At 30.4% G+C, this 24792-nt stretch carries 17 protein-coding genes; 6 read left to right on the top strand and 11 right to left on the bottom strand.

Annotation, left to right across the window (positions count from 1 at the left end):
- Nucleotides 1-26 precede the first annotated feature (26 nt).
- The 6 genes from AQ1685_RS19115 to AQ1685_RS19140 form a co-directional block, all read right to left on the bottom strand.
- Nucleotides 27-2057 carry a DUF3857 domain-containing protein gene (locus AQ1685_RS19115; protein ID WP_095074731.1) on the bottom strand — a complete coding sequence of 677 codons (2031 nt, stop codon included), beginning with the start codon at nt 2055-2057 and terminating at the stop codon, nt 27-29.
- Nucleotides 2023-3846: a transglutaminase-like domain-containing protein gene (locus tag AQ1685_RS19120; protein ID WP_157730291.1), complete on the bottom strand. Its 1824-nt coding sequence runs from the start codon at nt 3844-3846 to the stop codon at nt 2023-2025. The genes AQ1685_RS19115 and AQ1685_RS19120 overlap by 35 nt, the downstream gene beginning before the upstream one ends.
- A 117-nt stretch (nt 3847-3963) precedes the next feature.
- The gene (locus tag AQ1685_RS19125) at nt 3964-5226 is read right to left on the bottom strand and encodes a POTRA domain-containing protein (protein WP_095074735.1); all 1263 of its coding nucleotides are present in this window, start codon (nt 5224-5226) and stop codon (nt 3964-3966) included.
- Between the two features lie 2 nt (nt 5227-5228).
- Entirely contained in the window at nt 5229-5966 is a 738-nt protein-coding gene (locus AQ1685_RS19130) for a hypothetical protein (RefSeq protein WP_095074737.1), read from the bottom strand.
- Nucleotides 5956-6957 (bottom strand): glycoside hydrolase family 113, encoded by a 1002-nt coding sequence (locus AQ1685_RS19135; RefSeq protein WP_095074739.1) that lies wholly within the window; start codon nt 6955-6957, stop codon nt 5956-5958. Before AQ1685_RS19135 ends, AQ1685_RS19130 begins: the two co-directional genes overlap by 11 nt.
- A 45-nt stretch (nt 6958-7002) precedes the next feature.
- Nucleotides 7003-7884 carry a hypothetical protein gene (locus AQ1685_RS19140; RefSeq protein ID WP_095074741.1) on the bottom strand — a complete coding sequence of 294 codons (882 nt, stop codon included), beginning with the start codon at nt 7882-7884 and terminating at the stop codon, nt 7003-7005.
- A gap of 153 nt (nt 7885-8037) precedes the next feature.
- Between AQ1685_RS19140 and AQ1685_RS19145 the strand changes: the two genes are divergently transcribed.
- From AQ1685_RS19145 to AQ1685_RS19170, 6 genes are read left to right on the top strand one after another with little or no spacing between them, the layout of a single operon-like run.
- A complete protein-coding gene (locus AQ1685_RS19145) occupies nt 8038-9381 on the top strand; it encodes an NAD(P)/FAD-dependent oxidoreductase (protein WP_095074743.1) in 1344 nt (447 codons plus the stop codon).
- A 17-nt stretch (nt 9382-9398) separates the two neighbouring features.
- Complete coding sequence (locus AQ1685_RS19150; RefSeq protein ID WP_095074745.1) at nt 9399-11003, top strand: 4Fe-4S binding protein; 1605 nt, start codon at nt 9399-9401, stop codon at nt 11001-11003.
- Nucleotides 10993-11469 carry a toxin-antitoxin system YwqK family antitoxin gene (locus AQ1685_RS19155; protein WP_095074747.1) on the top strand — a complete coding sequence of 159 codons (477 nt, stop codon included), beginning with the start codon at nt 10993-10995 and terminating at the stop codon, nt 11467-11469. The genes AQ1685_RS19150 and AQ1685_RS19155 overlap by 11 nt, the downstream gene beginning before the upstream one ends.
- Nucleotides 11469-12164 (top strand): glycosyltransferase family 2 protein, encoded by a 696-nt coding sequence (locus tag AQ1685_RS19160; protein ID WP_095074748.1) that lies wholly within the window; start codon nt 11469-11471, stop codon nt 12162-12164. The genes AQ1685_RS19155 and AQ1685_RS19160 overlap by 1 nt, the downstream gene beginning before the upstream one ends.
- Entirely contained in the window at nt 12164-13654 is a 1491-nt protein-coding gene (locus AQ1685_RS19165) for a cellulose synthase family protein (RefSeq protein WP_095074749.1), read from the top strand. The genes AQ1685_RS19160 and AQ1685_RS19165 overlap by 1 nt, the downstream gene beginning before the upstream one ends.
- A complete protein-coding gene (locus AQ1685_RS19170) occupies nt 13655-15046 on the top strand; it encodes a glycosyltransferase 87 family protein (RefSeq protein ID WP_095074750.1) in 1392 nt (463 codons plus the stop codon). It begins immediately after the preceding gene.
- A gap of 177 nt (nt 15047-15223) precedes the next feature.
- On the opposite strand, the gene AQ1685_RS19175 is transcribed toward AQ1685_RS19170, so the two are convergent.
- From AQ1685_RS19175 to sov, 5 genes are all read right to left on the bottom strand, one after another.
- The gene (locus AQ1685_RS19175; protein WP_157730292.1) at nt 15224-15973 is read right to left on the bottom strand and encodes an energy transducer TonB; all 750 of its coding nucleotides are present in this window, start codon (nt 15971-15973) and stop codon (nt 15224-15226) included.
- A 94-nt stretch (nt 15974-16067) separates the two neighbouring features.
- Entirely contained in the window at nt 16068-16793 is a 726-nt protein-coding gene (locus AQ1685_RS19180; RefSeq protein WP_095074752.1) for an energy transducer TonB, read from the bottom strand.
- A 48-nt stretch (nt 16794-16841) separates the two neighbouring features.
- A complete protein-coding gene (locus AQ1685_RS19185) occupies nt 16842-17231 on the bottom strand; it encodes a VanZ family protein (protein WP_095074753.1) in 390 nt (129 codons plus the stop codon).
- Entirely contained in the window at nt 17197-17577 is a 381-nt protein-coding gene (gene gcvH / locus AQ1685_RS19190) for a glycine cleavage system protein GcvH (RefSeq protein WP_095074754.1), read from the bottom strand. The genes AQ1685_RS19185 and gcvH overlap by 35 nt, the downstream gene beginning before the upstream one ends.
- 34 nt (nt 17578-17611) lie before the next feature.
- Complete coding sequence (gene sov, locus AQ1685_RS19195; protein WP_231970216.1) at nt 17612-24790, bottom strand: T9SS outer membrane translocon Sov/SprA; 7179 nt, start codon at nt 24788-24790, stop codon at nt 17612-17614.
- Nucleotides 24791-24792 lie beyond the last annotated feature (2 nt).

Consider the following 24792-nt stretch of genomic DNA (forward strand, 5'->3'; position numbering starts at 1 on the left):
TTTAATTCTTCAATTGTACCATCTCCTTATGATTTTGTCTTTTTTAGTTTAATTACAAAACGTTTACCTTTTGCTTCTTTAACTTTTTCATTGATTAATTTTACATCAATAAGCTTTTCTTTAGGTATTAAATCTTTTAAAATTTTATAATCTGATTTTATTTTAAGTTGATTATTTTTAGTTTTTTTTAGTTCAAAAGAATATTCTCCTAAATTATTTTTCAACTTCAGGTTAGCCGTCTTTTCGCCTAAAATCTCTATATCATTAGGGAATTTTAAAAAAAACATCATTAAATCAGAATAACCATAATCTAAATAATAATTTAACTCCGAAGAATTAGTGTCATTGTCTAGTTGATTATGGTTTATCAGTTTATCTAAAGAAATACTAACAAGGCTATCATTTATAAATGTAATTGCATTTTTTAATGTACCTCTACCTCTAACCTTATAGGTAAATGGTCTTTTCGAACTTAACGTTCTACTTGTAATTGTGTCTATATCTATAGTGTTATCAACACCTTGATATTCTGATAAAGCATTATAAAAATCGTTTACTTCTTTATTTTTATCTAACATCCCATAAAAACTACGTAATTCAGTAGATACTCCTCCAGAAATTTTAAAAATTGACTTGAAAGAAGTCTTTTTCAGCTTAACATTTACTTCAGCGGAAACTATTTGATGGAGATAATTAGTATTTGCATTCATACCAGGTAGCTTAACTGTTTTGATAGATACTGAGTCTGCTTCAGCAAGTTTTAAGTTCCTAGAAATAAACTTATCTTTTTTTCTCCTTTTTTTAGTTAAGTATGGTTTTACAAGAATGATATCAGAGTTGTAAATAGAAATTGGAATTTCATCAATTCGATATTGATAAAAGTCTTCGTGTGGATATAATAATTTTAACTCTTTTTTTTCATCTTCAAAAGCAAAAAATATATGATCAAACTCTCCTTTTCTAATGTAATGTTTACTAATAGGACCTGAACGTTTGGTTCTACCAAAAACAGCCCAATATTCTATCTCTAAATCTTCTAATATTTGTCGGTAAAACCTTTTTATACTTAGTGGGTCAAATCGTTTTTTCTTTAAAAAATAACCACTAGACTTAATTAACTCTTCTTTTCTAGTAGGTCCCATTTTAAAGTTATTTATCACCTCTGAGTGCAATAAGTTGAATTTATAGTATTTAGAACTATCTTTAGCTTTCCCAATAACTTTTCTCTTCCACCTTTTATAATATGAGAATTTTTCATAATCTAAGGCAAATGGTTGGGTTACAAAATTAAACTCTTCATTATATACATCTTTCCAAGTTCTTAATTTCGTCCCTTTTTTATCTATAGAATAATATAAATATGGTTTTTCACAAGGCAAACAATTAAATTCATTTTTTTTAATTCCCTTAACTTTATTCATAGAAAACTGTGCGTAAAGCAAAGTATCATTTGATATTACTGCTGGCTCTGGAAAGCCATTGTAAGATTTATAACGTAACACAACATCTGGAAGAGTCTTAATTGTATATTGAGTATTTAAACTAGGTAAATCTGAATATAAACTCACATAACTCTTTAAATCATTCTTATTTAATCTTTCATAGTATACATAATTCATTTCAATTGTATCTCCTGGTTCTACAGCTGGAATAGGATAATTTATTTCTCCAAATTTCTTTCCTTTAGTAGTGCGTTTAAATACCAAACTAGAATCTAATTTAACTTTAGTTCCATCTGCTTTAAGAGTTTTAACTTTAATACTTTGTAAATGATTACTTTCATATTCATTTAAATTTAAAAAAGCATAATCTTCAACACCTTTAGATGTGTTGATTACTAACTTATTGGTTACAGAAGTATATTTTTTATACCCTGACCATTCTTTGGCGTAAGTAATATCTTTATAAGAATATGTATAATATGCATCTGACTTTTTACAAAGCGCTGTAAAAGGATCATCTCCATTGATTAAAACAGATTTAAAACTATAAAAAAGTAAACATATACTTACTATAAATAAACTAACTTTTCTGTTTTTTGAGGATAATGGGTTCATTAATTATTTTTTTAAATGATTTTAAAATCTCATTTATTTTACTAACTTTTTCTTTTTCTAAGTAAACATGACTGAGAATGAAATCATAATTGCACTCAATTTCTGATTTTGATACTGGTTTAATAATCACACTTAGCTTAATACCTTCTTCTTGATAATCATATGTTATGGGATCGAAATCTTTTATGGGTTCATTAATTCTAATTTTTGCTCGAACTTTTTTATGAAATGGATTCGCCAAATTAATACCTTCTATTAATGTTTCTCTATTCTCTATTTCTATAATTCTAGGTAAAAAATCGATAAATAAATATTTACTTTCACCGTCATCAAAAGATTTACTATTAATAGACACATTTCCCTTACACTCTATTTTTTCACTATCGTTAAATAGTTCTAAATTCGAGATAGATTGATTTCTGAAAATTTCTTCATAAAATACATTACCAAAGTCAAGAAGCTCTTTTTGATTTTTACCTTTAATTCTACGTCTTAAAAAGTTACCTGAAATACCTTTGTAAGTAGTTTTGAATGTTCCGTTTATGCTTGTTTTATCTTCTTTTAATTCCAATTGATATAAAATAGTATTCTCTTCTGGAGTAAAACTTTTTACATTGTGGAATACACCTCCCTTAGAACTTACAATTAAGATATTACGGTCCTGTAAACTCTCTACTGGTGTTCCTTCTCTATGAATTGAATCTGTAGGATCTAGTAAAACTACTTTACCGTTTAAATAAGCCACAGCAATTACGTGATTAGCAGAACTTAATGAAGGAAAATCACAATCACTAATATGATCAAAAGTGGCAGCTAAAGCAATATCACTACTAATTCCTTTGTATCTTAATGCTTCGGATAAAAAGTTTGATAAATCTTTACAATCCCCTTCTTTATTTAAATAAACAGCATTTGCATGAGTTGGAATAAAAGCGCCCATACCCACTTCTATAGCTACATACTTGAAGTTATTTTTAACATAGTTGTAGATGATGTTGGTAATTTCAGAAGGATCTTTAATGTTAGCAGTTAGTTGATCTATTTTTTGTTTTACCTGATAGTTTAATCCTTTTTTTGAAGCTACTTTCTCTGAATACCAATCGTTAATGTAATTAGTAGGTCTATTTTTATAGGAATCTGGAGTAACTATAATTCGCATCAAAGGATTTCTCATATTCTTATAAACACCAAAAAACTGAAAAGGATCTGGTTCTACTTTTTGAGGAACTACTTTTATATTCCACACTGAACTAGTTTCTGTTTTAGTAGAATCAATTTTATAGTAAGGAATAGATTCTTTGTAAATCGTATTATAAACTAATTCAAAATTTTCAGGAACCTTTATTTTATAATTAAGTGTATCTAATTGATTATAAGAAAAAAAAGGCAAGCTTGAAAAATACATTAACTCTTTACAACTGACTGAATAAGAAAGTTTAATTTCTTTATCAGCAGGAATCATAACATATTTGATTTTTTTACTAGTGATATATTCTAGCTTAGCATCTTCTTCGTAAATTTTTTTAATATATATTGGCTTCTCTCTTTTCCTTTTCTTTATGAATAATTTTATGTCAGATACTTTTTCCAATTCTGTATCATAAAATATGGGGTAAAAACGGCGTTCGTCACTTTTTTTAAAATGAATTGAAACATTATTTGTGAAGGATGAATCGTCTTTAACTTCAATTATTTCCTGAATAGACTCTAAATGAATATCTTGACAATAACCTTTAAAATTACATAGAATAAAAAGTAATAAAATTAGAGCATTTAATATCTTTTTCACTTTTGCATAGTTTTCTAGTAAACAATCATTACAATTGTACATACTATTAATTAGCTACAAAGTTACTTAAAATGTTTTTTTAAAAAACAACGTTAGATTAACATTCAAGTTTTAAACCTAAAAATACTGTCCAATACCAAAAACTAATCCATTTGTATTATCGGTTAAGCTAATTCCGTAATCGATTCGAAAAACTGCGTTGTAAATCTTCTTATTGATAAAACGCAAACCAATTCCTGAATACGCTCTAACATTCTCAGATTTCCAAAAATCTGAAATTTCTCCACCTGGTTGTCTCCAAGTTCCTATATCTAAAAATCCATTTCCCTGAATTGTCAGCCATTTTTTATCGTAAAGTGTATGTCTGTATTCAGTATTGTATACTATACTTGCTGTACCTCGATCTACAATAAAACCAACACCTCTTAAATTAATATTATTATCTAAAGCAAATGGAGCAAAAGGTGAGTCGCTATTAGAAGCAAAACCGATACGTAATCGATTTGCCCAGTTTCCTTTCTTTCCTACTCTATCATAGTAGAAAAAATCGTTCCATGCTATTAAAAACTTGTCCTGAAAATTATTTTGAGAAGTTACATACTGTAAATAAAGAATACTCTTAAATCCGTCCAAATAATGGAAATAATATTCAAGATCTTCATAAGTATACAAAAGCTTATACAAGATCTTATTTACTTTTAAATCTCTTGGAACTTCAGGACTTGTAGCTCCATTTAAGTACTGATATTTTTCTTGAAAATAATTAACTCCAAAAGTTAGATGATGATTAAAATTAATTTGATACAACCCTAATAATTCAGTTGAAATATTGTTATACAAGTAATTTGCTGTCTGATTGTCGAAAAATAAAGGCTCCTCACTTTTCCAATTTTGATGACTAAAACCTAATCCAAACTTTTTTGAAAATAAATTAGGAGCTCTAACATTAAACGCATAAGTATCATGTCCGTTATTCTGATAAAATCCGCCAACTGCGATATTTCTACCTAAGAAATTATATTCATAAACACCTAATTTATAAGCAAATATATTATTAGTTGTTGTCCAAAAAGCTAATTCTGGTAAAATCGTTGAGCTTTCTTGAATGTGAAACTCAAGATCACATTTTCCACCTTCGGTATTTGTCTTTAAATAGGCATGTGCAACAGCTGGTAATCGCTTTAAAATAGTAATATCTTGTTCAACTTTTCTAGTATTATATACATCTCCTTTCTTTGTCTCTGTTATCGATTTCAAAAAAGATGCTTTCGTTCTTTTCATTCCTTTAAAAGTAACTGAACGAACTATCATTCCATCTTCTTGAGAGAGCACGGGAAATGTATAAAGTATTAAAAGCAATATGGTTATTAATTTCTTCATTATTACTCTGCGGTAAAATTTTTGTAGGAATAACTATTTACCCAATTATCTAGACTTACACCTAGTACAATAAACTGGTAATCATTTGCTATTTCTAATTTAGGAGGCGTGGTTGGATTTATCGTTAAAACTACATTAGATGTATCATAATAACGGAAAAATCGATCAAAAGTATAAGTTCCTGATACAAAGATGCTGTTGTGCTCTAATAAGACTTGAAAATAAATAGCATCATTTTGTAATTCGCTTTCATTCCAACGAAATTCTGGTGATAAACGAACAGAAGTATCAATTGTCACATCAGAATTATATACTGTTGCTTGTTGTGTATGCTTTATTCGTATAGGATTCGATTTATGAATTTTACCTTCGGTTTGGTATGTAACAATTCCCCAAGCATCTTGTAATTCATTTCTTTTAAAAGCTGAAAGTTTGTTTCCAAAAACACCTTCAATAGATAAATTTTTAAGCTTATAATTAGAAAAATCGTCAGGATTTACATTTGCACTCTCAGTTTCGTAATATTTAAAATCAAAACTTCCTTCTTCAGGAAAATAATACACCAAAACTGCATCTTCGTTGTTACTACTTCCTGCACATGCAATAACTTCATCTAAAACTTTATCTGAATGATTAAGTAAAAAATCACTTAAAATAGTATTAGATAAATTGGTTGATTTTTCATCTTTACTACATGAAAAAAGTAGTATTGTAACAATAAGTATCCACTTACTGTGCATATAATTTCTGAATTAATTTTTCTGCTGGTTTATTCTGAGGTGTAAATCGGTTGTTATTTTCTCCTCCAACTTTTTCGTGATCGTGAAACCATTTCCATAAGAATCCTCCAGCAAACCAATCTTCATTCCAAAACTGATTATAAATTGCTTGCGTAGCGTTTTCTTGAGCTTTTAAATTTACTTCTCCAGAAATTCTGTTCGAACTCCAAGGTTCTTTACCAGTGTAATTTACACTTCTATATCCGAATTCAGTAAATAAAATAGGTTTATCAAATTTTTGATACAACTCTTTAATTGTTGCTTTATGGGGTTTCCAACCTAGCTCTAACTCTTCAACAGAAGGCGTTTTCGCTTCACTTAAAGGAAAATAGGCATCTACACCAATAAAATCTAATTGATTCCAAAACGGAACTCTTTTAAACTCATCCCAATTTGCTGCATAGGTTAATTTGCCTGAATATATTTTTTTTATTTTCTGAATTAATGAATTCCAATAATTCGGTCTGTTCATTACAAACTTTTCTAACTCAGTACCAATGCAAAATATATCTGCTTTAACTTCTTCAGCAGCTTTCGCATAATCTAAAATAAAAGCACTGTAAGAGTTTTCTAAGATTTTCCATTCCTCTTCAGTTTTCATTTCTATATATCCAGTAAATTCACCTCTCCAAACCCAAATCTGAGGTTTAATCATAAACTTTATCCCTAGTTTTTTAAATTCTTCAGCATATTGTTTTACTCCTTTTTTGGTTTCACCAAACCATTGTCGAGACGAATTATATCGAACTTCTGGAGAGGCTAAATCTTTTATAAAACCAAAAGGCATCAACGAAACATAATTCGCTGATGCCTTAACTACGGGTGTTGTATGTTTATCATTTATTGCTTCCGAAGAAGCAACAAAGCTTAATCCGTTTATTTTTTCTTTCTGACTATTGCAAGAAGTACATAGTAATAAAAATGATACTAGAAAAATTTGCTTGATCTTCATGCATTAAAATAGCCATTAAATTACACTTCTTTATACATTAAAAGTTTAAAATAAAGCTCTAATTCCGAAACTATATGTTTCTCCTAGACCTTGAAAATTAAATCCTCTTACAATGTTACTGTATAAAACTTCTAGGTTAATTACATCTGTTAATTGGTATTTACCACCAAAACCTAAAGAAGTATTGTCTTGCTCAAAATCTCCAAAACGCTCAGAATGTTGAGCAAAAGCTAATACTGTTGCTTTCTGAGTTGGGAAATAACTGATAAATGCTCCCGGAACTACTAAAAAAGTATTGTTAGCAAAACTTTTGTCATCTCCAAAACCATATTCAGTATTTAACTCTGTGAATAACTGCCACTTTCCGCTTGGAAATGTGTAATCATAAAAGAATCTATTTTGAAACGACCATGCTGTTTGATCTAAAAATCCTCCATCTGGATTACTTTCATCACCACTTCCTAATAAAGGAATATGAATAGCACTCTGAATAGAAAAATTACCTACGTTTTCAAAAGGTTGAATTTTCACCGATGGGGCAATTGAAGAAAATCCCACTCTATTTGTTGGAGTATCTTCTAAACTAAATACAGACAGAGCTTGTCTACCTCCAAATGTATTTGAACGAAATTCTACAATAGCACCTACATTGATTCTGTTATTATCTGAAATACCTGTGAAAACTTCTAACGTAGACGTGAAAAAGTTTGATCTTGCTACATCGCTTCCCTCACTATTATTTTGACCTGTTTCTCTAGTTTGTGTGTATAAACCATTAAACCATTTGATATCCCACTGGCCTTTATTTAATAGTTTAGACGGTGTAAATACTTGTAAATTGTTCTTTTCTTCTTCTTGATTTTCTTCTTGAGAAAACACAAAAGAACTGAATGTAAATAATGCTAAAAGAATTGAAATTCGTTTCATAATTAGTTTTTTATTGTACGCTAAGTCGTTTAAAAAAACATGGCATTACATAAAAACCCTAACTCTTTTTCTTATTTAAAACAATTCTAAATTTAGAACAAAAGTAAATTATTATCTTTTCTATCGACATAGTCAATAGCAATTTTCAAAAACATGGAACACATCGTTATTATCGGTAATGGTATTTCTGGCGTTACTGCCGCAAGACATATTCGAAAGCTTTCGGATAAAAAAATTACCATTATCTCCTCAGAAACTGAACATTTTTTCTCTAGAACAGCACTTATGTACATATACATGGGGCATATGAAATTCGAAAACACCAAACCCTACGAAGATTGGTTTTGGAAAAAGAATCGAATCGAATTAAAAAAAGCCTTAGTAGAAAAAATTGATGCTGAGAATAAACAATTGCTATTGCAAGATGGGAGCTCTTTTTCTTATGATAAATTAATTCTTGCTACAGGTTCTAAACCAAATAAATTTGGTTGGCCTGGTCAAGATTTAGATGGTGTTATGGGCATGTACCATAAACAAGATTTAGAAAGTTTAGAAAAATATGCTCCAAACAATAAAGTGTGTAAACGTGCAGTAATTGTTGGTGGTGGACTTATTGGTATTGAGCTTGCAGAAATGTTACATAGTAGAAATATCCCCGTAACTTTCTTAGTTCGTGAAGCTAGTTTTTGGAATGGTGTATTACCTGAACAAGAATCTGAAATGATTAATAAAGAAATTTTAGAAAATCATATTGATTTAAGATTAGGTGTAAACTTAAAAGAAATTAAAGCAGATAAAAACGGTAACGTAAAATCTATCGTTATTGCAGAAACTGGTGAAGAAATTGCTTGTAATGTTGTTGGATTAACTGCTGGTGTTTCCCCAAACATCAACTTTGTAAAAGAATCTTCTATTGAAACAAATAGAGGAATACTTGTAAATCGTTTTTTAGAAACTAGTGAAAAAGATATTTATGCTATTGGTGATTGTGCTGAGCAACATGAAGCTATTGGACAAAGAAGGCCAATAGAAGCTGTTTGGTATACTGGTAGAATGATGGGAGAAACTGTAGCGCAAACTATTTGTGGAAATCGAATTGAATATAAACCTGGACATTGGTTTAATTCAGCAAAATTCATTGACATTGAATATCAAACTTATGGATGGGTTTGGGCTAAGCCAAAAGAAAATGAAGCACGTTTTTTCTGGAAAGATGAAACTGGTAAAAAAGCCATTCATTTAAATTATGATAAGGAAACCCAAGAGTTTATTGGTATTAATACTTTCGGAATTCGACTTAGACATGAATTTTTCGATAAAGTGCTTACCGAGAAAAAAAGTGTAACTCATGTTTTAGAACATTTTAAGGATGCCAATTTTGATCCTGAATTCTTTAAACAACACGAAGAAGCAATTGTATCGCAATTCAATAAAGAAAACGGTACTAATCTTCAAGTAAAAAAGAAAAGTTGGAAACGCATATTTAGTAAGGCATAAAAAAATTAATGAATACCATGAAAGTAATTAAAAATATAGGTTTAGTAATCTCACTTATTGGGTTTGCTATTTTTACAGCAAGTATGTTTACAGGAACTAATAAAGTTTCTGAAGAAACATTTAATACTTGGGCTTCACAGAAAGTTAAAAGTGAAGTTTTTATTGAAAAAGCGAAAAAAGAAATTGTTGGTAAAGAACTTAGTGCCGCTCAATTGTCTTCTAAAATTGTTGATATCGCTAAACAATCTAACGAATATCATAAAAGTCAAAAGGAAATTGCTTGGGATAAAATCATTTGGATAAAATGGAATAAAACATATAAAGATTTTGTTTATCCATTAGTTAGGTCTTCTGCCACTGGTTGGGTTGTTCAAAACCAAGGATTGTTTTTCTTTTTAACCTTCGGATTAGCCATTTTAGGTGGACTATTATTCTTTGGAGCTGATTATAAGCTATTAGGACCTGCAGGAATAAAAAATAATGGAATTTTCCAACATTCTGCAACCAATAGAGGTGTTTTAGGAATGATTGCTTTCGTATATTTCGTAGGGTTTTATATGCTTTTGTATTTCTTCCCAAATTACTTAATCAACCCTATTTTATCTGTAAATCCAATCAAGCAAGCTTTAAATGGTAATGCTTCAGATCAATGGTTTTTATATGGATTCATGTATTGTTCTGTAATGACCGTTTTTGCAATCAGAATGTTTATCAAATACAGACATAATAATTATCAAATTGTAAGAACTGCTGTCGTATTATTTTTCCAAATTGCTTTTGCTTTCTTAATTCCTGAAATTCTAGTTGCATTTAACAAACCTTGGTTCGATTTTAAAAATGCTTGGCCTTTAAATTATACGTTCTTTTTCGACTGGAATATTAATAGTTTAATAGAGAATGGAAACTTAGGAATCTTCATGTTAGTATGGGGAATCATTTTAACCCTAGTTATTGTTCCTGTAATGGTATATTTCTACGGAAAAAGATGGTATTGTTCATGGGTTTGTGGTTGTGGTGGTTTAGCCGAAACTTTAGGAGATCCATATAGACAATTATCTAGTAAGTCTTTATTTTCATGGAAAGTTGAGCGTTGGTTAATTCATGGAGTTTTAGTTTTTGCTACGGTAATGACAGCATTAACATTGTACACATATTTTGCAGAAATGGAAACTTGGAAAGAATTAGCTTTTGGCCTTTCTGTATATGATGTACAAAGTTCATACGGATTCTTAATTGGTTCTATTTTCTCTGGAGTTATTGGAACAGGATTCTATCCTATTTTAGGAAACCGTGTTTGGTGTCGTTTTGGTTGTCCTTTAGCTGCTTATATGGGATTAGTACAACGTTTCAAATCACGTTTCAGAATTACAACTAATGGAGGTCAATGTATTTCTTGTGGAAACTGTTCTACCTACTGTGAGCAAGGTATCGATGTAAGATCTTATGCTCAAAAAGGAGAAAATATAATTCGTTCTAGTTGCGTTGGTTGTGGTGTATGTTCTGCTGTTTGTCCTAGAGGAGTTTTAAAATTAGAAAACGGACCAGAAGATGGAAGAATTAACCCAACACAAGTATTGTTAGGTAATGATGTAGATTTGATAAAATTAATGAATGAAAAATAAGTTTTTATTATTCTTTTTATTGATTGGCTTCATAGGAATTGCTCAAAAAGTATATCAAAAAAAATATTATTCAGACGGTTCTATTAAAGAAGAAGGCTGGATGAAAGATAACTTAAGACATGCTTATTGGAAATTCTATTATCCTAATGGAGAAATCAAAGAAAAAGGACATTACAGTAAGGGCTTAAAAGATAAATATTGGTACTTTTACCGCGATAATGCTTCTAAATTAAAAGAAGGACATTATATAAATGGTATGCAAAACAAGTGGTGGCTTTATTATGATAATAAAGGTACTGTAGAACATAAATGTCAATTGAAAAATGACATTAAAAATGGATACTGTTTAATTTACCAAAAAAGTAAATTAATTAAAGCTTCTAAGTTTGTGAATGGTAAAAAAGTAAAAGAGTGGACGGATTTCTCTTCTTTCAAAAGAGAAAATAATCTTAATGATTTAAAATAATGAGGCAGCCATTAATCAGAGTAATTATACCTGCATATAATGAACAAGACTCTATTCCTAAAGTAATTCATGATATTCCTGATATTGTAGAGGAAGTAATTGTTGTAAATAATAATTCAACAGACAACACTCCTGAAAATGCTAAAAAAGCAGGTGCTACAGTTTTATCAGAAGAAAGAAAAGGATACGGTTATGCTTGTTTAAAAGGAATAAATTATATCACATCAAATAATCTAGAGACTGATATCGTTGTGTTTTTAGATGGCGATTATTCAGATTACCCTGAGGAACTTGTTGAAATTATAAAGCCAATTCTTGATAAAGATATTGATTTTGTAATTGGTTCTCGTGTTAAACGACTACGTGAAAGTGGAGCTATGACTCCACAACAAGTTTTCGGTAATTGGTTAGCTACTTTTCTAATGAAAGTGTTTTTTAATGCTAAGTTTACAGATTTGGGACCTTTTAGAGCTATAAAGTTTGATAAGCTTTTGGCACTTGATATGGAAGATAAAACATACGGTTGGACAGTAGAAATGCAATTAAAGGCAATTAAAAGGAAATATTCTTACGTAGAAATTCCTGTAAAATATAGGAACAGAATTGGTGTATCTAAAGTTTCAGGTACAATAAAAGGAACTATATTAGCAGGCGTAAAAATATTAAGTTGGATTTTTAAATACAGTTTTAAATAATGATACTTGAATACATCATTATCAGTTTATATAGTATATCTCTATTATTAGTTTTTTTATATGCTATTGCTCAGTTAAATTTATTATTTAACTACCTATCTTCAAAAAAGAAAGTTGATAATTCACCGAAATTTGACTTAACAAATGAAGATGAAGTTCCTTACATTACTATTCAACTTCCAGTATATAATGAATTATACGTAATGGAAAGGTTATTAGATAACATTGCACTGATTCAATACCCAAAAGACAAACTGGAAATCCAAGTTTTAGATGATTCTACTGATGAATCTGTAGCATCAACAGCCGCTCAAATAAAAAAGCTTCAAGAAACTGGATTAGACATTCAACATATTCGTAGAGAGAACAGAACTGGTTTTAAAGCTGGTGCTTTAAAAGAAGGCTTAAAATTTGCTAAAGGTGAGTTTATTGCCATTTTTGATGCTGATTTTTTACCGAAACCATGTTGGTTAGAAAAAACTGTTCCTTATTTTAAAGATCCTGAAATTGGTGTAGTTCAAACTCGTTGGGGACATATCAATAGAGATTACTCTACCCTTACTAAAGTGCAAGCTTTTGCTTTAGATGCACATTTTTCTTTAGAACAAGTTGGCCGAAATAGTAAAGGACATTTTATCAATTTTAATGGAACAGCTGGTATATGGCGTAAAGAATGTATTATCGACGCAGGAAATTGGGAAGGAGATACACTTACTGAAGATTTAGATCTGAGTTACAGAGCACAGTTAAAAAAATGGAAGTTTAAATATTTAGAAGATGTTGTTACTCCAGCTGAATTACCAGTTGTAATTAGCGCAGCTAGGTCTCAACAATTTAGATGGAATAAAGGTGGTGCAGAAAACTTTCAAAAAATGATGGCTAGAATTATTACTAGTAAAAACATTAATTTAAAAACGAAAGTACATAGTTTGCTTCACTTGTTAAATAGCTCTATGTTTACTTGTGTATTTTTAATGGGAATTTTAAGTATTCCTATGCTTTACATTAAAAATAAATATGGACACTTAGAATTATACTTTTGGGTAATGAGTTTCTTTGTTACAAGTACAATTATTTTCTTTGTTTGCTATTGGTTTATGTATAAAAATTCATTTGGTGGCGGTTTCAAAAACTTTATAAAATATATTGGAGCTTTTTTTACTTTCTTTTCTATAGCCATGGGATTCTCTTTACATAATACGATTGCAGTTCTTGAAGGACATATTGGAAAGAAGAGTGAATTTGTAAGAACACCAAAATTCAACATCAAAACATTAGCTGATAGCTGGAAGAATAACAAATACATTAAAAAACGACCATCTTTAAATGTAGTTATAGAAGGTTTACTTGTTCTGTATTTTGCTTTCGGTTTGTTTAGTGCTTTTACAGTTGGTGATGGTGATGGTGACTTTGGACTTTTCCCTTTCCATTTGATGCTATTCATTGGTTTTGGATATGTATTCTTTAAATCAGTATTTTCTAAAGCATAAATGAATTTTCTAAAAAGAAATTCAACGATATTATTAGTTGCACTTTTTTCTAGTGTACTATATTATTTTTTCGCTTATCATACTGTAAGAACTCAATTTACACAAGTTGTTACAATTTGGTTATTATTGTTTTCAGGATACTATTTACTTACAAAAAAAACAAAAATACCTACGAATTACTATTTGACAATAGCCATAGTATTTCGTTTGATATTTATTGCTACAATTCCCAATTTATCTCAAGATTTTTATCGTTTTATTTGGGATGGAAGAATGATTTTTGAAGGATTCAACCCATATATCTCTTTACCTGAAATCTTTATAAATGAAGGAAATTATCCCATAAAGCAAGCAACAGAGCTTTATGCTGGTATGGGAGCCATGAATGGAAGTCATTTTACAAACTATCCACCAATAAATCAATTGTGCTTTTACATTGCAGCCTTATTATCTAATGAATCAATTTTAGGTGCAGCTATAGTAATGAGAGTTATTATTATTCTAGCTGATATTGGAATATTTTATTTCGGATACAAGCTCTTAAAAAATCTGAATAAAAATCCTAATTTAATTTTCTTGTATCTTTTAAATCCTTTTATAATTATTGAACTCACAGGAAATTTACATTTTGAACCTGTTATGCTATTCTTTTTTGTTTGGGCTTTATATAATCTTCAGAAAAAAAATTGGATTCTATCAGCATTTTTAATTGCATTTTCAATCAATGTGAAATTGATTCCGCTTCTTTTCTTACCATTGTTTTTCTTTTGGTTTATAAAGAAAGAAAACAACATACAATGGAATCAATTTGGTAAACTAATTTTATTTTACAGCATCATAATATTAATGTCTATCGCTTTATTTGTTCCATTTTTTTCAAATGAATTGATAGATAGTTACACTAACTCTATTGGTTTATGGTTCCGTAATTTTGAATTTAATGCTAGTTTCTACTATATTTTAAGAGAGATTGGCTATATGTTTAGAGGTTATAATGAAATTGCCACAATAGGCAAAATAACACCGGTTTTAACCATTCTTTTTTTAGCATATCTAACTTTCTTTAAACGTAATAATTTATTTGAAACTTTGGCTACATCTATGTTATTTGGGCTTTCGTTCTACTATTTCACAACAACAACAATGCATCCATGGTATTTAGCCACGTTAATCGTATTATCTATATTCACTAAATATCGATTTCCTTTAATATGGTCGGCCATGATTATTTTAAGTTATCAAGCTTACGCTAATACACCTTGGAAAGAAAATTTATGGTTTGTTTTTGTGGAGTATTTAGTAGTGTATTTATTTATGTTTTATGAAATAAAAACCCACTCACGTCTGAGTGGGAAAAATTGCTATGAAAAAGAAAAAGAAAGTGGTTTATAACCACATAACAAATATAAAGTTAATTCTGTTTTGTCCAAAATAAATTAACATTTTATTGTTAAATTTTTAACACAATTTTTTCTTCTTCAATAATTTATATTGTTGAAAATTTACAATAAGGAATTTTCTTTTTATTCTTCATTAAAAAAAGCCCAATTAAAATTGGACTCTTATTTTTTATTCTACCATAAAGCTTATTGGTAAGGTATATCTCACCTTTGCTGGTTCATTATTTTGAATTCCTGGTTTAAACTTTGGAATTTTTTTAATAATTCTACTTGTTTCTTTCTTTAATCGTGGGTGTGGCGCCCTAATCACAATATCAGTAATTTCTCCCTTTTTATCTATCACAAATTGAGTTACAATTCTTTTTTTACCACTTTGTAAACCTAATTCATTTGCCAAATCAGTATTAAAATGACGTTGAACTAAACGTTTCATTTTCTTCTCAAAACAAACTCTAGCTTCGCTTTCAGATAAATCTTCACATCCTTTAAAAATAGGAGCTTTCTGTACAAAAGTCATTGAGACTGGTTCGTCTTCTTTTTTAGCAACATCTTCTTCAACAATTTCTATAATATCGTCATCATTAACTTCAACAATATCATCATCACTGTCTATGACTTGCTCAATAATCTCTTGATCATTTTCTACGACTTCTGGTTTTTCTAATACAACAGGTTTTTGTCTAGTTTTTTTAACCGCCTGCTCAACCTTTTCAACTCGTTTGATTAGAACTGGTAATTGTTCAAAAACGATTGGTTTGGAATTGTCTTCATCATACTTTTCTGCTACTTCTTTTTTTAACTCAGTTTTGTACTCTAGTGTTACAAAAACAATAAAAAGCACAGCCACTAAGCCTAACTGCATAAAAATAGTTGAGAATTTCTCTAGCTGTTTTTTTGGATTTTTTTTAAACTTTTTCATCTTATTAGTTTTTAAATTGATATTTAAAAACACCAAAAAACATGCCATAAAAAAAGCAGCTTAAAAGCTGCTTTTTTATTTATATCTATAAATGTTATTCTACATTAAAGGTAATAGGTAAAGTATAACCTACACGTACTGGTTTACCTCTTTGTCTACCAGGTACCATTTTAGGTAGCTTTTTTGCAATTCTCTCTGCTTCCTTTTTTAATCTTGGATGCGGTGCTCTTGCTCTTACACTAGTAATTGTTCCGTCTTTATCAATTTTAAACTGAACAAAGATTCTTTTTTTACCAGGTGCTAAACCTAACTCATTTGCTAATTCTGCATCAAAGTATCTTTGAACGTGCTTACGCATTTTTTTGTTCAAACAGTCTTTCTTCTGCTGATTAGTTCCTTTACAACCAGGAAATACAGGTACCTCTTCAATAATAGAGAACGGTACATCTTCCACAACTTCCTCTACTTCTTCTATCTCTTCTATTTCTTCAACTTCTACAGCTTCAGATTCATCAGTTTCAGTAGATTCGATTACAGTTTCTTCTATCTCCTTGTCGTCCTCAACAACTTCAATTTTTTCAGGTGTTGGTGGTGGTGGAGCAGGTGGTGGCGGTGGCGGTGGTGGCGGTGCATTAATGACTAACGTCTCTTCCTCTACTTCGGAACCAAGATCCGCACTACCTAAATCACCATAGTCTTTCTCGTAAGTTTTATACTCTATTGCTACGTAAGTAACGAATAAAGCTAAAACCAAACCAAGTTGTATAAACAACTTACTATAGTTTTCAAGGTTAAATTTTGGATTTTTCTTTATTTCCATCCTTTTAGTTTTTTCTGGTTTGCTAATTTAGTTAAATTCTTTGGACTTTTACAAGCTATTTAACATATTGATTAGATTTTTTTCAATTCTATTAAAAAATAACAAACCTATTAATACTCCTACAGTATTTGCTAGCATATCTAGATATTCAAACGATCTGTAGCTCGTTAAATTCGCTTGAAGAAATTCCATTAAAATTCCAAAAGCGATACATAAGATTACAACTGCTTTTTTCTTGCTTTTTTTTATGAAAGCTAACATCCAAATTACAGCTAGTGTAAAGTATGCTAAAGCATGTTGTACTTTATCTATAGAACTAAAATTTATTATTGACTTTCCTTTAAGATTTGCTAAGCTTAAGTAAGTAATTATTAAAGTTAGTAATATAGCAAGGTATATAGCTTTATCCTTTAATAAGCTCTTGATAAGCTTCAGCATCTAATAATCCTTCTATTTGGCTAGTATCAGCTATTTTTATTTTAATCATCCAACCTGCTCCATAAGGATCAGAATTCACCAATTCTGGCTCGTCTTCTAAAGTTTCATTAAATTCAGTCACCTCACCTGTTAAAGGCATAAAAAGGTCTGAAACAGTTTTTACAGCTTCTACAGAGCCAAAAACTTCTTCTATTGCTACAGTATCATCTAAAGTATCTACGTCCACGTAAACGATATCACCTAACTCACTTTGTGCAAAGTCAGTGATTCCTATTGTAGCCACATCACCCTCTATTTTTATCCATTCATGGTCTTTCGTGTACTTTAATTCTGCTGGAATATTCATTGTAATGTTGTTTTATATATGTTTAGATTTGATTTTAGTTTCCTAAGTTATATACTAGATTAAATCCTCCATTAATTGATTGTCTAGGAAAATTTGTTGAAATAGCATAATCGAATGTATTATGGTTATAATAAAATGAAACTGTTAAGTTCTTATTTAAATTATAATCTGCTAAAAACTTTAATCCGAATAAGCGTTCTCCTCCAGTAATCTGATTATTTTGCTCATCAATAGAACGTATTAATGTTAAGTTATCTCGCAAAGATATGTCTGCTCTGAAATTAACATCTCCTTTAAGAGTTTCTTTTTTGCCAGTAATTCTCGTGATAAATTTAACGTCTTTTATTCTATATCCTAGTCCAAGAACGTACTCAGTTCCTTTAATATCTGTTAATGTGTTATTATTAAAGTTAAGTGTTAAACTTCTATCTTTATTAATTTGCCCACGGAATGAAAAGGAATTTTTCATTTTCATATCCACTTTAATTAAAGGCGAAAACTCGTCTACTAAAGTTGCTGACGAAATTAATAATTCTGGTTGATAATTCCCCGAACTATTTGTTAAACTAAGATCATTAGGATCGAACTGTAAATTATTTGTATAATTAAGAATACTATAAGATGATTTATAACTATGAGATAAAGTAAAAGAAGAGAATCTCTTTTTAAACCATTTAACTTTCATTAAACCATTATAACGCATCGTCCAATTTGGAATTGGTATATTTCTAAAAATACCTGTGTCTACATCGTTAGGATTAACTCCAGAATAAGCAGCTAAGAAAGCTGGTAACATAGATTGTTGTCCTTCTCTTTGAAAAGCTCTAAAAATTCCATTAGGTTGTGCTTGACTCGCTAGTCTATCAGATACAATTTGCCTGTAGCCTAAGAACTTTTCATACAATGCATCACTATCTTCAAACATAGTTCCTAGCATGAAATGACTAATATTAAAGTTTCCAGTTTCAAATGCTAATAAGTCTGGATTTTGTCTTACGCTACCATCTGCAAATCTAACTATATCTAACTGTTGGCTTGTATTAGATGTTCTAATACGAGTTCCTCTTAAGTCAATAGTAAAATCTTTAAATGGTTTGATTGAAATGTTATAATCTAATTTGTTGGCTTGAGTTTGAGCAAAATTCTTATTGAAATAATCTTCATTTTCTCCTCTGGTAACTAACCAACCTTGTTCAATACCTTTACTTATGATATCTGTTTGGCTACCAAAAACAAAACCGAAAGTAGGAGCTGCATTTCCATTAAAATTACTTCTTCCTAAGAAGCCTACAGATGGTCGATAACCTTGTAATAAAGTTCCATTTTCTTGAGAGTAACTAATCTTTGCACGCTTTACTGATGTTATTACATCGTAAGTTCCTTTTAATAACTTTTGACTAAAAGATGCATTCTTCTTTAGCTTAGGTTTTGGAGCATTTTTAGCTTTTGCTCCTAAAGCTACTTTACCTTTAGCACCTTTCTTTTTAGTTCCTTTTAGTAATAATTTATCTAAACCTAATGTTTTATAAAAACGGTTAAAATCTATAGTAGCATTAATGTTATGCTTATTGGCATTTTGAATCATATTACCCACTTTATCCTCAATACTTACATCTACAGAATTTCCATTAATATCTGTTTCAGTAATGGTACTTCTAGAAGAAGCCTGCCAATCAAAATCAGCAGTGTAACCATAATCTGAAGTAATAAAATTTAAATATGGTAACTTATTTATTGGTAAGTTATATGTTGCATTTAAAGTCTGATGGTATTGATTCCTTCTACCAAAGGCAAAGAATTTATCAAAAATTTCAAGTTCTTCATCTTCACCAAAACTATCATATATATAATTGTTTGTTGCTTTGAAGTTTAAATTCAATGAACGAGTTAAATCAAACACAACAGCATAATCCCAATCAAATAGAAACCTTCTTTGTATTAATTCAGGCTGTGCTACTGGTAAGTCGACTAAATTTCTTGATTGTTGTAGATTATAATTTCTATTTATTTTTGAGTTTAATGCTAATGATTTAGGTATAGGATTAAAATTTAAATCTTTTATAAATTTCCAGTGCTTACTCTTTAATTTTTCTGATTTTTTAAAAGGCTCTATACTCCAAGGAGCAAAATTGAAATTATAACTAGCTCCTGCCATTAAATTTTGATTGACAAATCTCTCAATATTATAATCTCTGTGAAACTCTTCATTGAAAGCATAAGAAACAGAAATGTTTTCAACATCGTAAAACTTAGGTTTTTTGTCACTTTTAGGGTTTCTGTTTTTCTTAACATTAATAAAGCTAATACTTTTTCTTCTAGTATAATCTTGGGCATTCTCTGCATTTCGCTTTACTTGATCTGATCCGGAAGCTTTTGCATCTGCAAGCTCTACATCTTGATATTGTGGATCGAATTTTGGATCAATAAATTGCTCTCCATAACTATAACTCATAGGTACTTGCATGTTCCATTTTTGAGGCATCATTTTACCTAATTGAACATTTGTAGCTACACTATATTGTTTATTTTCTTCTAAACTTCGCTCTTGTACTCTTTGGTCTACATTTCCAAAACCTACAGTAGACATGCTTCCTGCTAAACTTAAATCTGCAACATCAGCAAAATTTGCATCTGCATTTAATACAGCTGCCCAACCTCCTTTATTATCAAAACCAACTGCTCTTAATTCGTTAAACCAAACTTCTCCGCTAACATTGGTAGATGTATTATTTTTCACTCCTAACAATACTGTTCTAATTTGAGCTAAAGTCGGATTACCTTTAACTTTAATTATTAGTCCGTTTGATGCTGTACTTGTATATACATCTGTAACTGCTGTTCCAGTTCCATCACGTTCAAGTTTTAAACTTGCTAATTCTGTTAACTGAACATCTAAATTATTTTCCTCTGGCCACACATCTAAAGGACCCGCACTTGATGTAGATAATATTAATGGTCTTTCAATTTCGTAATAGTTATCATTCAAATCTGTTCCTAATCTGATGATAGCATTCATATCATTATCTCCTACTACTCTACCTGGAATATCTTCAGCGTGTAAGAACATTTTTAAATTCTTATATCGACGTAAATCGATACTAATGTTTTTGAAAATAGCTCTAGCTTTATTAGGTTCTAAATCTGTAACTGTAATTGTAGATGATTGTTCGTTTTGTCTTTGTATTCTGTTGGTTCCTTGTAACTGTTCTCTAGGAATTCCTGGAGGTAGTTCATAACGATCGTCATTTTGCTCGATACTTACTACACCAACTTCAAAGTTATTTAAATCAACATTATCTAAATCTTCTTGAGGTTGTACTGCAGGATCTAAAGTTCTAGTATATCGTCTCCAATCACCACGAACTAATTCTAACTCTGCGAAACGTAAAACTACAGGCATTCTAAACTGTGTTAAATACATACGCATAAAACGAATACTATTAAAATCTGTAATACCTCCTACTGCTTGAGAAAAACCATTTCTAACTGGAATTCTAAACTGGTACCAAGTAGTACTTCTTGTATCTCCGTTAGGTAAAGAAATAGGTTCAGATTTTACATCTACAATAAAATTAGATCCTTTAACTAAATCATTCTTTTTTAGTGATACTTCATATTCGAAATAAGCACTAACCGCATCCATGGTTTGATCACGGTTTAAATCTTCAGCATCAGGATAAGTAGAACCTGATGTTGGAAAGTCTTCACTAGATTGATCTATTGTTGGTGAGTTTCCTTGGGTACCATTATAGTTTTTATAACGAGTAAGAATTGAAGCTCCTGTAGCATCGAATTCACTTCCTCTAAAAAATTGGAAATTATCTCCTGCTGGGTCATTTCCAAAAATGCTTCTTGCTTGTTCTACATTTGTAATTCCAGGAAAATTTTGAACAATTTTCTCAAGTTCTTGTGTATCATTTAATCCATCTAAACCAACATCTTGCTGTGATCTTTCATCTGGATCTGTACTAAATGCATATAAAATAGATGGATTTCTTGGAATATTACCCCAAACTGTTTCAACTTGTGGTGCAGGATTTTGAGTTGTAGACAAACCATTTTCAAACTGCTTTTGTGAATCTCTAAGAATATCTTCAGAAATACTTCCTAAGTTAATAAATAATTTTCCTTGATTAATATCACTTTGTGGATCAACTCCATTTGGTAAACCTTCTTCAGTAGTTAAAGAATATCCTTCATACGGATCCATTAACCAAAACTGAACATACTCTACGTTTGCTTGCTCGAAGTTATTAGTAGTTGTTAGAGCACGCATTATTCCTCCCCATTTGTCTTCTGGATTTCCTGCTGCTTGATTAAAGTTATACGGACCTCTTTCGTTTGGATAGAATGCTAAATCTAACGTACGCACAAGGTTTAACTGGGTGATATCTAAATCTGTATTTGGAAATAATTCAGAGAAACTAATTTGCCTTACTTCATTTCTTGATAATTCAATATCATTGATATTAGATGGTCTTGCGGCGCCATTGGTATAAAATAACTGATCAATACTATACCAAGCTAATTTTCCTCTATTATCATTATATCTTAAGTCAATATCTTCTGAAAAAGGTTGAGATAACGGTGAACTGGCTAAAGCCCACTGCTGAGGAGAAGTTAAATTGATCGGAATTTGTGTTGCTTCGAAGTCATCTAAATATGATGTAGCTGCTCCATTAACATCAATTCCACTTGGTGAACCTGGTAATAAATATGCCATATCTGCTCTAACAGATAAATTTGATGGTGCATCAGTTTCAACAAAAGGTAGTTTATTAGCAAGTTTTGTAAAGTATGGCACTTCAGTAGAAAAATCTACATTTAAACCAAACATCATATTATCTATTGGCTCTGCGCCAAAATTTACTTTTGGTGTAATTGGTCTTTCTGTAACGTTTAAAAATGTAGCACCAAGAATAAAGTTTTCATTAAACTTATGCTCTACATCTACTCCTAAAAATGTTTTTCTTTGTTGATTGAAGAACGTGTTGTTTTCTACAGAAGCATTAATTGGAACTCCAGAAGCTTCTAGTCCTGGATCTAAAATTTGAACTCTACCTAATTGGTAATCTACTACATAATCAACACCTTCTACTAAAGTTCTTCCTCCTGCTGTAACTCTTACAGATCCTCTAGGTATATTAAATGCTCCTAATGGTATTCCTCTACTTGTTTCTGATTTATAATATCCTTTCAAGAAAAATTTATCTCTGTCTTGAAATTCGTTTTTTGCTTGAATTTTTGTTGTTGAATATAATTGATCGAAAGCAAAACGCTGCCTGTCTCCAGCATCTGTTATCGCTAAATCTTCTCCAAAAGGTTCTGGTTTTGGAAAGTAAATTAATCCTCTTGCAGAATTTACTGTAATTCCTTCAACATAATCAAAGAAACCATCTCCTCCGTCTACTTTAAACTGACTTTGATCTAACTTATCAATTTCGAATAAATTTAAAAGTGTTCTGTTTAATAGACCTGGATCGTTTGCCCCTTGTAACGTATTTTGAAGTATACCCGTGTTGTCATCTCTATACAACAATTCGAATCGAAAACCATCTTGACTCAAAGGCACAGCTCCTAAAGCATAAACATTTTTCATCATTAACCTCCATGTAGGAAAAGGCACAAAATCATTTGGAGCAATTTCTCTTCTAGTGGTTAAGATTTCACTACGTAATAACTTTACAGCTATGTTTGATGGCGCATTAATTCCATCGTTAGAAAATTCTCCAACTCTAAATATAGTTTCGCTAACTGGAGCTCCATTTTCTTGCGCACCTACTACAGTATATTCATAGGCTACAGCTAAAACTTCTCCATCATTTAGTCTTCTATTTAAAGATATAAATCCTAATTGCGGATGTAATGTATACTCGTTAGGTTGTAGTTTTCTGGCATTTTGTAAATATGAATAATCTCTACCTTGGACCATTTGAGCTGGAACAGCAGTATTTATTGTAGCTACATCTCTAATTCCTCCGTTATCAACAAACAAATCATTAATATCGTTTACTCCATTGTATGGTAAATTCTGTCCTCTAACAGTGATTGGATTGTTGACTACATCTACGTACCCTTCTTGGAAAACACCTCCGACAGCTTCTGCACTTACTAGATTATTTGGTTTAGATTCTGCTAAATCTGCAAAAGCAACGATACTTCTAAAGTCTGTTACATTTTGGTTTCTATTAGTTACCCATACTTCAATCCTATTAATATTTATAGGACTATTAATTAAAGGATAGTTTTTTAGTGCACTTTCGTAATTCTCTCTAAAAAATTGAGATAAGAAGAAGTGTCTGTCATTATCATAATCTGTAGCTCTAATTTCAAAAGTTTCTATAGATCCTCCAGCTTGAGCAACAACATTACGTGATTGTGAATTTTGTTGAGAAAATACAGATCGAATTGTTGTTTTTCCAAACTGAAAATCTGCTCGAACTCCAAATAAAGCTTGCGCTCCGTTTATTAAAGAGTTCTTGATGGGTAAGTTTACATTACCTGCATCAATCTTTTGAATAATATCATCTTCAGTTGGTGTGTATTCTAACTTGATGATATTCTGAAAATCGAAAGTAGTTTGAGTATCGTAATTTGCGGTAACTTGTAATCTTGTTCCTACTTTTGCTTGTATACTTGCGCTAATTTGCTGATCAAAATCAAAGGTAAAACTACTTTGGTTTTCAACTGAAATTTGTGGGTTTTCGGTATTTTGATAAATACCACCTAATTTTATACTAATCTGACCTGTTGGTATAACCTCAACTTCGCTTCCTCCAAAAATTGATTCGAAAAATTTAGAGTTCACATAGTACTTTGGCAGTAGGTTTTTCCTTGCCTTTTCGCTTCCTTTTTTATTAGGATTTGCAGCATCTACTTTTTCCTTGAAATAGGACTTCAAATCATTTCTTAAACGAAACTTATTGTATTCTCTTGGAGTTAAATACATTGGGGTTCCAATGACATAATCTCCTATTTTTTCTACAATAACAAATTTATCAATAGACTTGTCATATGACACTTCAACCGAAGTTGGATTATTTAAAAAGAGGTGTGCTTTTTGATTGAAATTAAAATTATATTTCAAAGGAATGACCGTATCTTTTTTCTTAGTGATAGAGTCATTCTTCTTTGTTGTATTTTGAGCAAATAAAACAACACTTACCAATAAAGCAAGTGCCGTTAAACATTTATTGCGAAAATTTTCTCCCAACC

The organism is Tenacibaculum jejuense (assembly GCF_900198195.1).
Classification (GTDB): domain Bacteria; phylum Bacteroidota; class Bacteroidia; order Flavobacteriales; family Flavobacteriaceae; genus Polaribacter; species Polaribacter jejuensis.

Excerpts from the sequence above, each read along its gene's own strand:
- AQ1685_RS19155 (WP_095074747.1), top strand. The coding sequence starts at position 10,993 with ATGAAAAATAAGTTTTTATTATTCTTTTTATTGATTGGCTTCATAGGA.
- AQ1685_RS19130 (WP_095074737.1), bottom strand. The coding sequence starts at position 5,966 with ATGCACAGTAAGTGGATACTTATTGTTACAATACTACTTTTTTCATGT.
- AQ1685_RS19175 (WP_157730292.1), bottom strand. The coding sequence starts at position 15,973 with ATGAAAAAGTTTAAAAAAAATCCAAAAAAACAGCTAGAGAAATTCTCA.
- AQ1685_RS19150 (WP_095074745.1), top strand. The coding sequence starts at position 9,399 with ATGAAAGTAATTAAAAATATAGGTTTAGTAATCTCACTTATTGGGTTT.
- AQ1685_RS19115 (WP_095074731.1), bottom strand. The coding sequence starts at position 2,057 with ATGAACCCATTATCCTCAAAAAACAGAAAAGTTAGTTTATTTATAGTA.
- AQ1685_RS19135 (WP_095074739.1), bottom strand. The coding sequence starts at position 6,957 with ATGAAGATCAAGCAAATTTTTCTAGTATCATTTTTATTACTATGTACT.
- AQ1685_RS19180 (WP_095074752.1), bottom strand. The coding sequence starts at position 16,793 with ATGGAAATAAAGAAAAATCCAAAATTTAACCTTGAAAACTATAGTAAG.
- AQ1685_RS19165 (WP_095074749.1), top strand. The coding sequence starts at position 12,164 with ATGATACTTGAATACATCATTATCAGTTTATATAGTATATCTCTATTA.
- AQ1685_RS19140 (WP_095074741.1), bottom strand. The coding sequence starts at position 7,884 with ATGAAACGAATTTCAATTCTTTTAGCATTATTTACATTCAGTTCTTTT.
- AQ1685_RS19145 (WP_095074743.1), top strand. The coding sequence starts at position 8,038 with ATGGAACACATCGTTATTATCGGTAATGGTATTTCTGGCGTTACTGCC.
- gcvH (WP_095074754.1), bottom strand. The coding sequence starts at position 17,577 with ATGAATATTCCAGCAGAATTAAAGTACACGAAAGACCATGAATGGATA.
- AQ1685_RS19160 (WP_095074748.1), top strand. The coding sequence starts at position 11,469 with ATGAGGCAGCCATTAATCAGAGTAATTATACCTGCATATAATGAACAA.
- AQ1685_RS19125 (WP_095074735.1), bottom strand. The coding sequence starts at position 5,226 with ATGAAGAAATTAATAACCATATTGCTTTTAATACTTTATACATTTCCC.
- AQ1685_RS19170 (WP_095074750.1), top strand. The coding sequence starts at position 13,655 with ATGAATTTTCTAAAAAGAAATTCAACGATATTATTAGTTGCACTTTTT.
- AQ1685_RS19185 (WP_095074753.1), bottom strand. The coding sequence starts at position 17,231 with ATGCTGAAGCTTATCAAGAGCTTATTAAAGGATAAAGCTATATACCTT.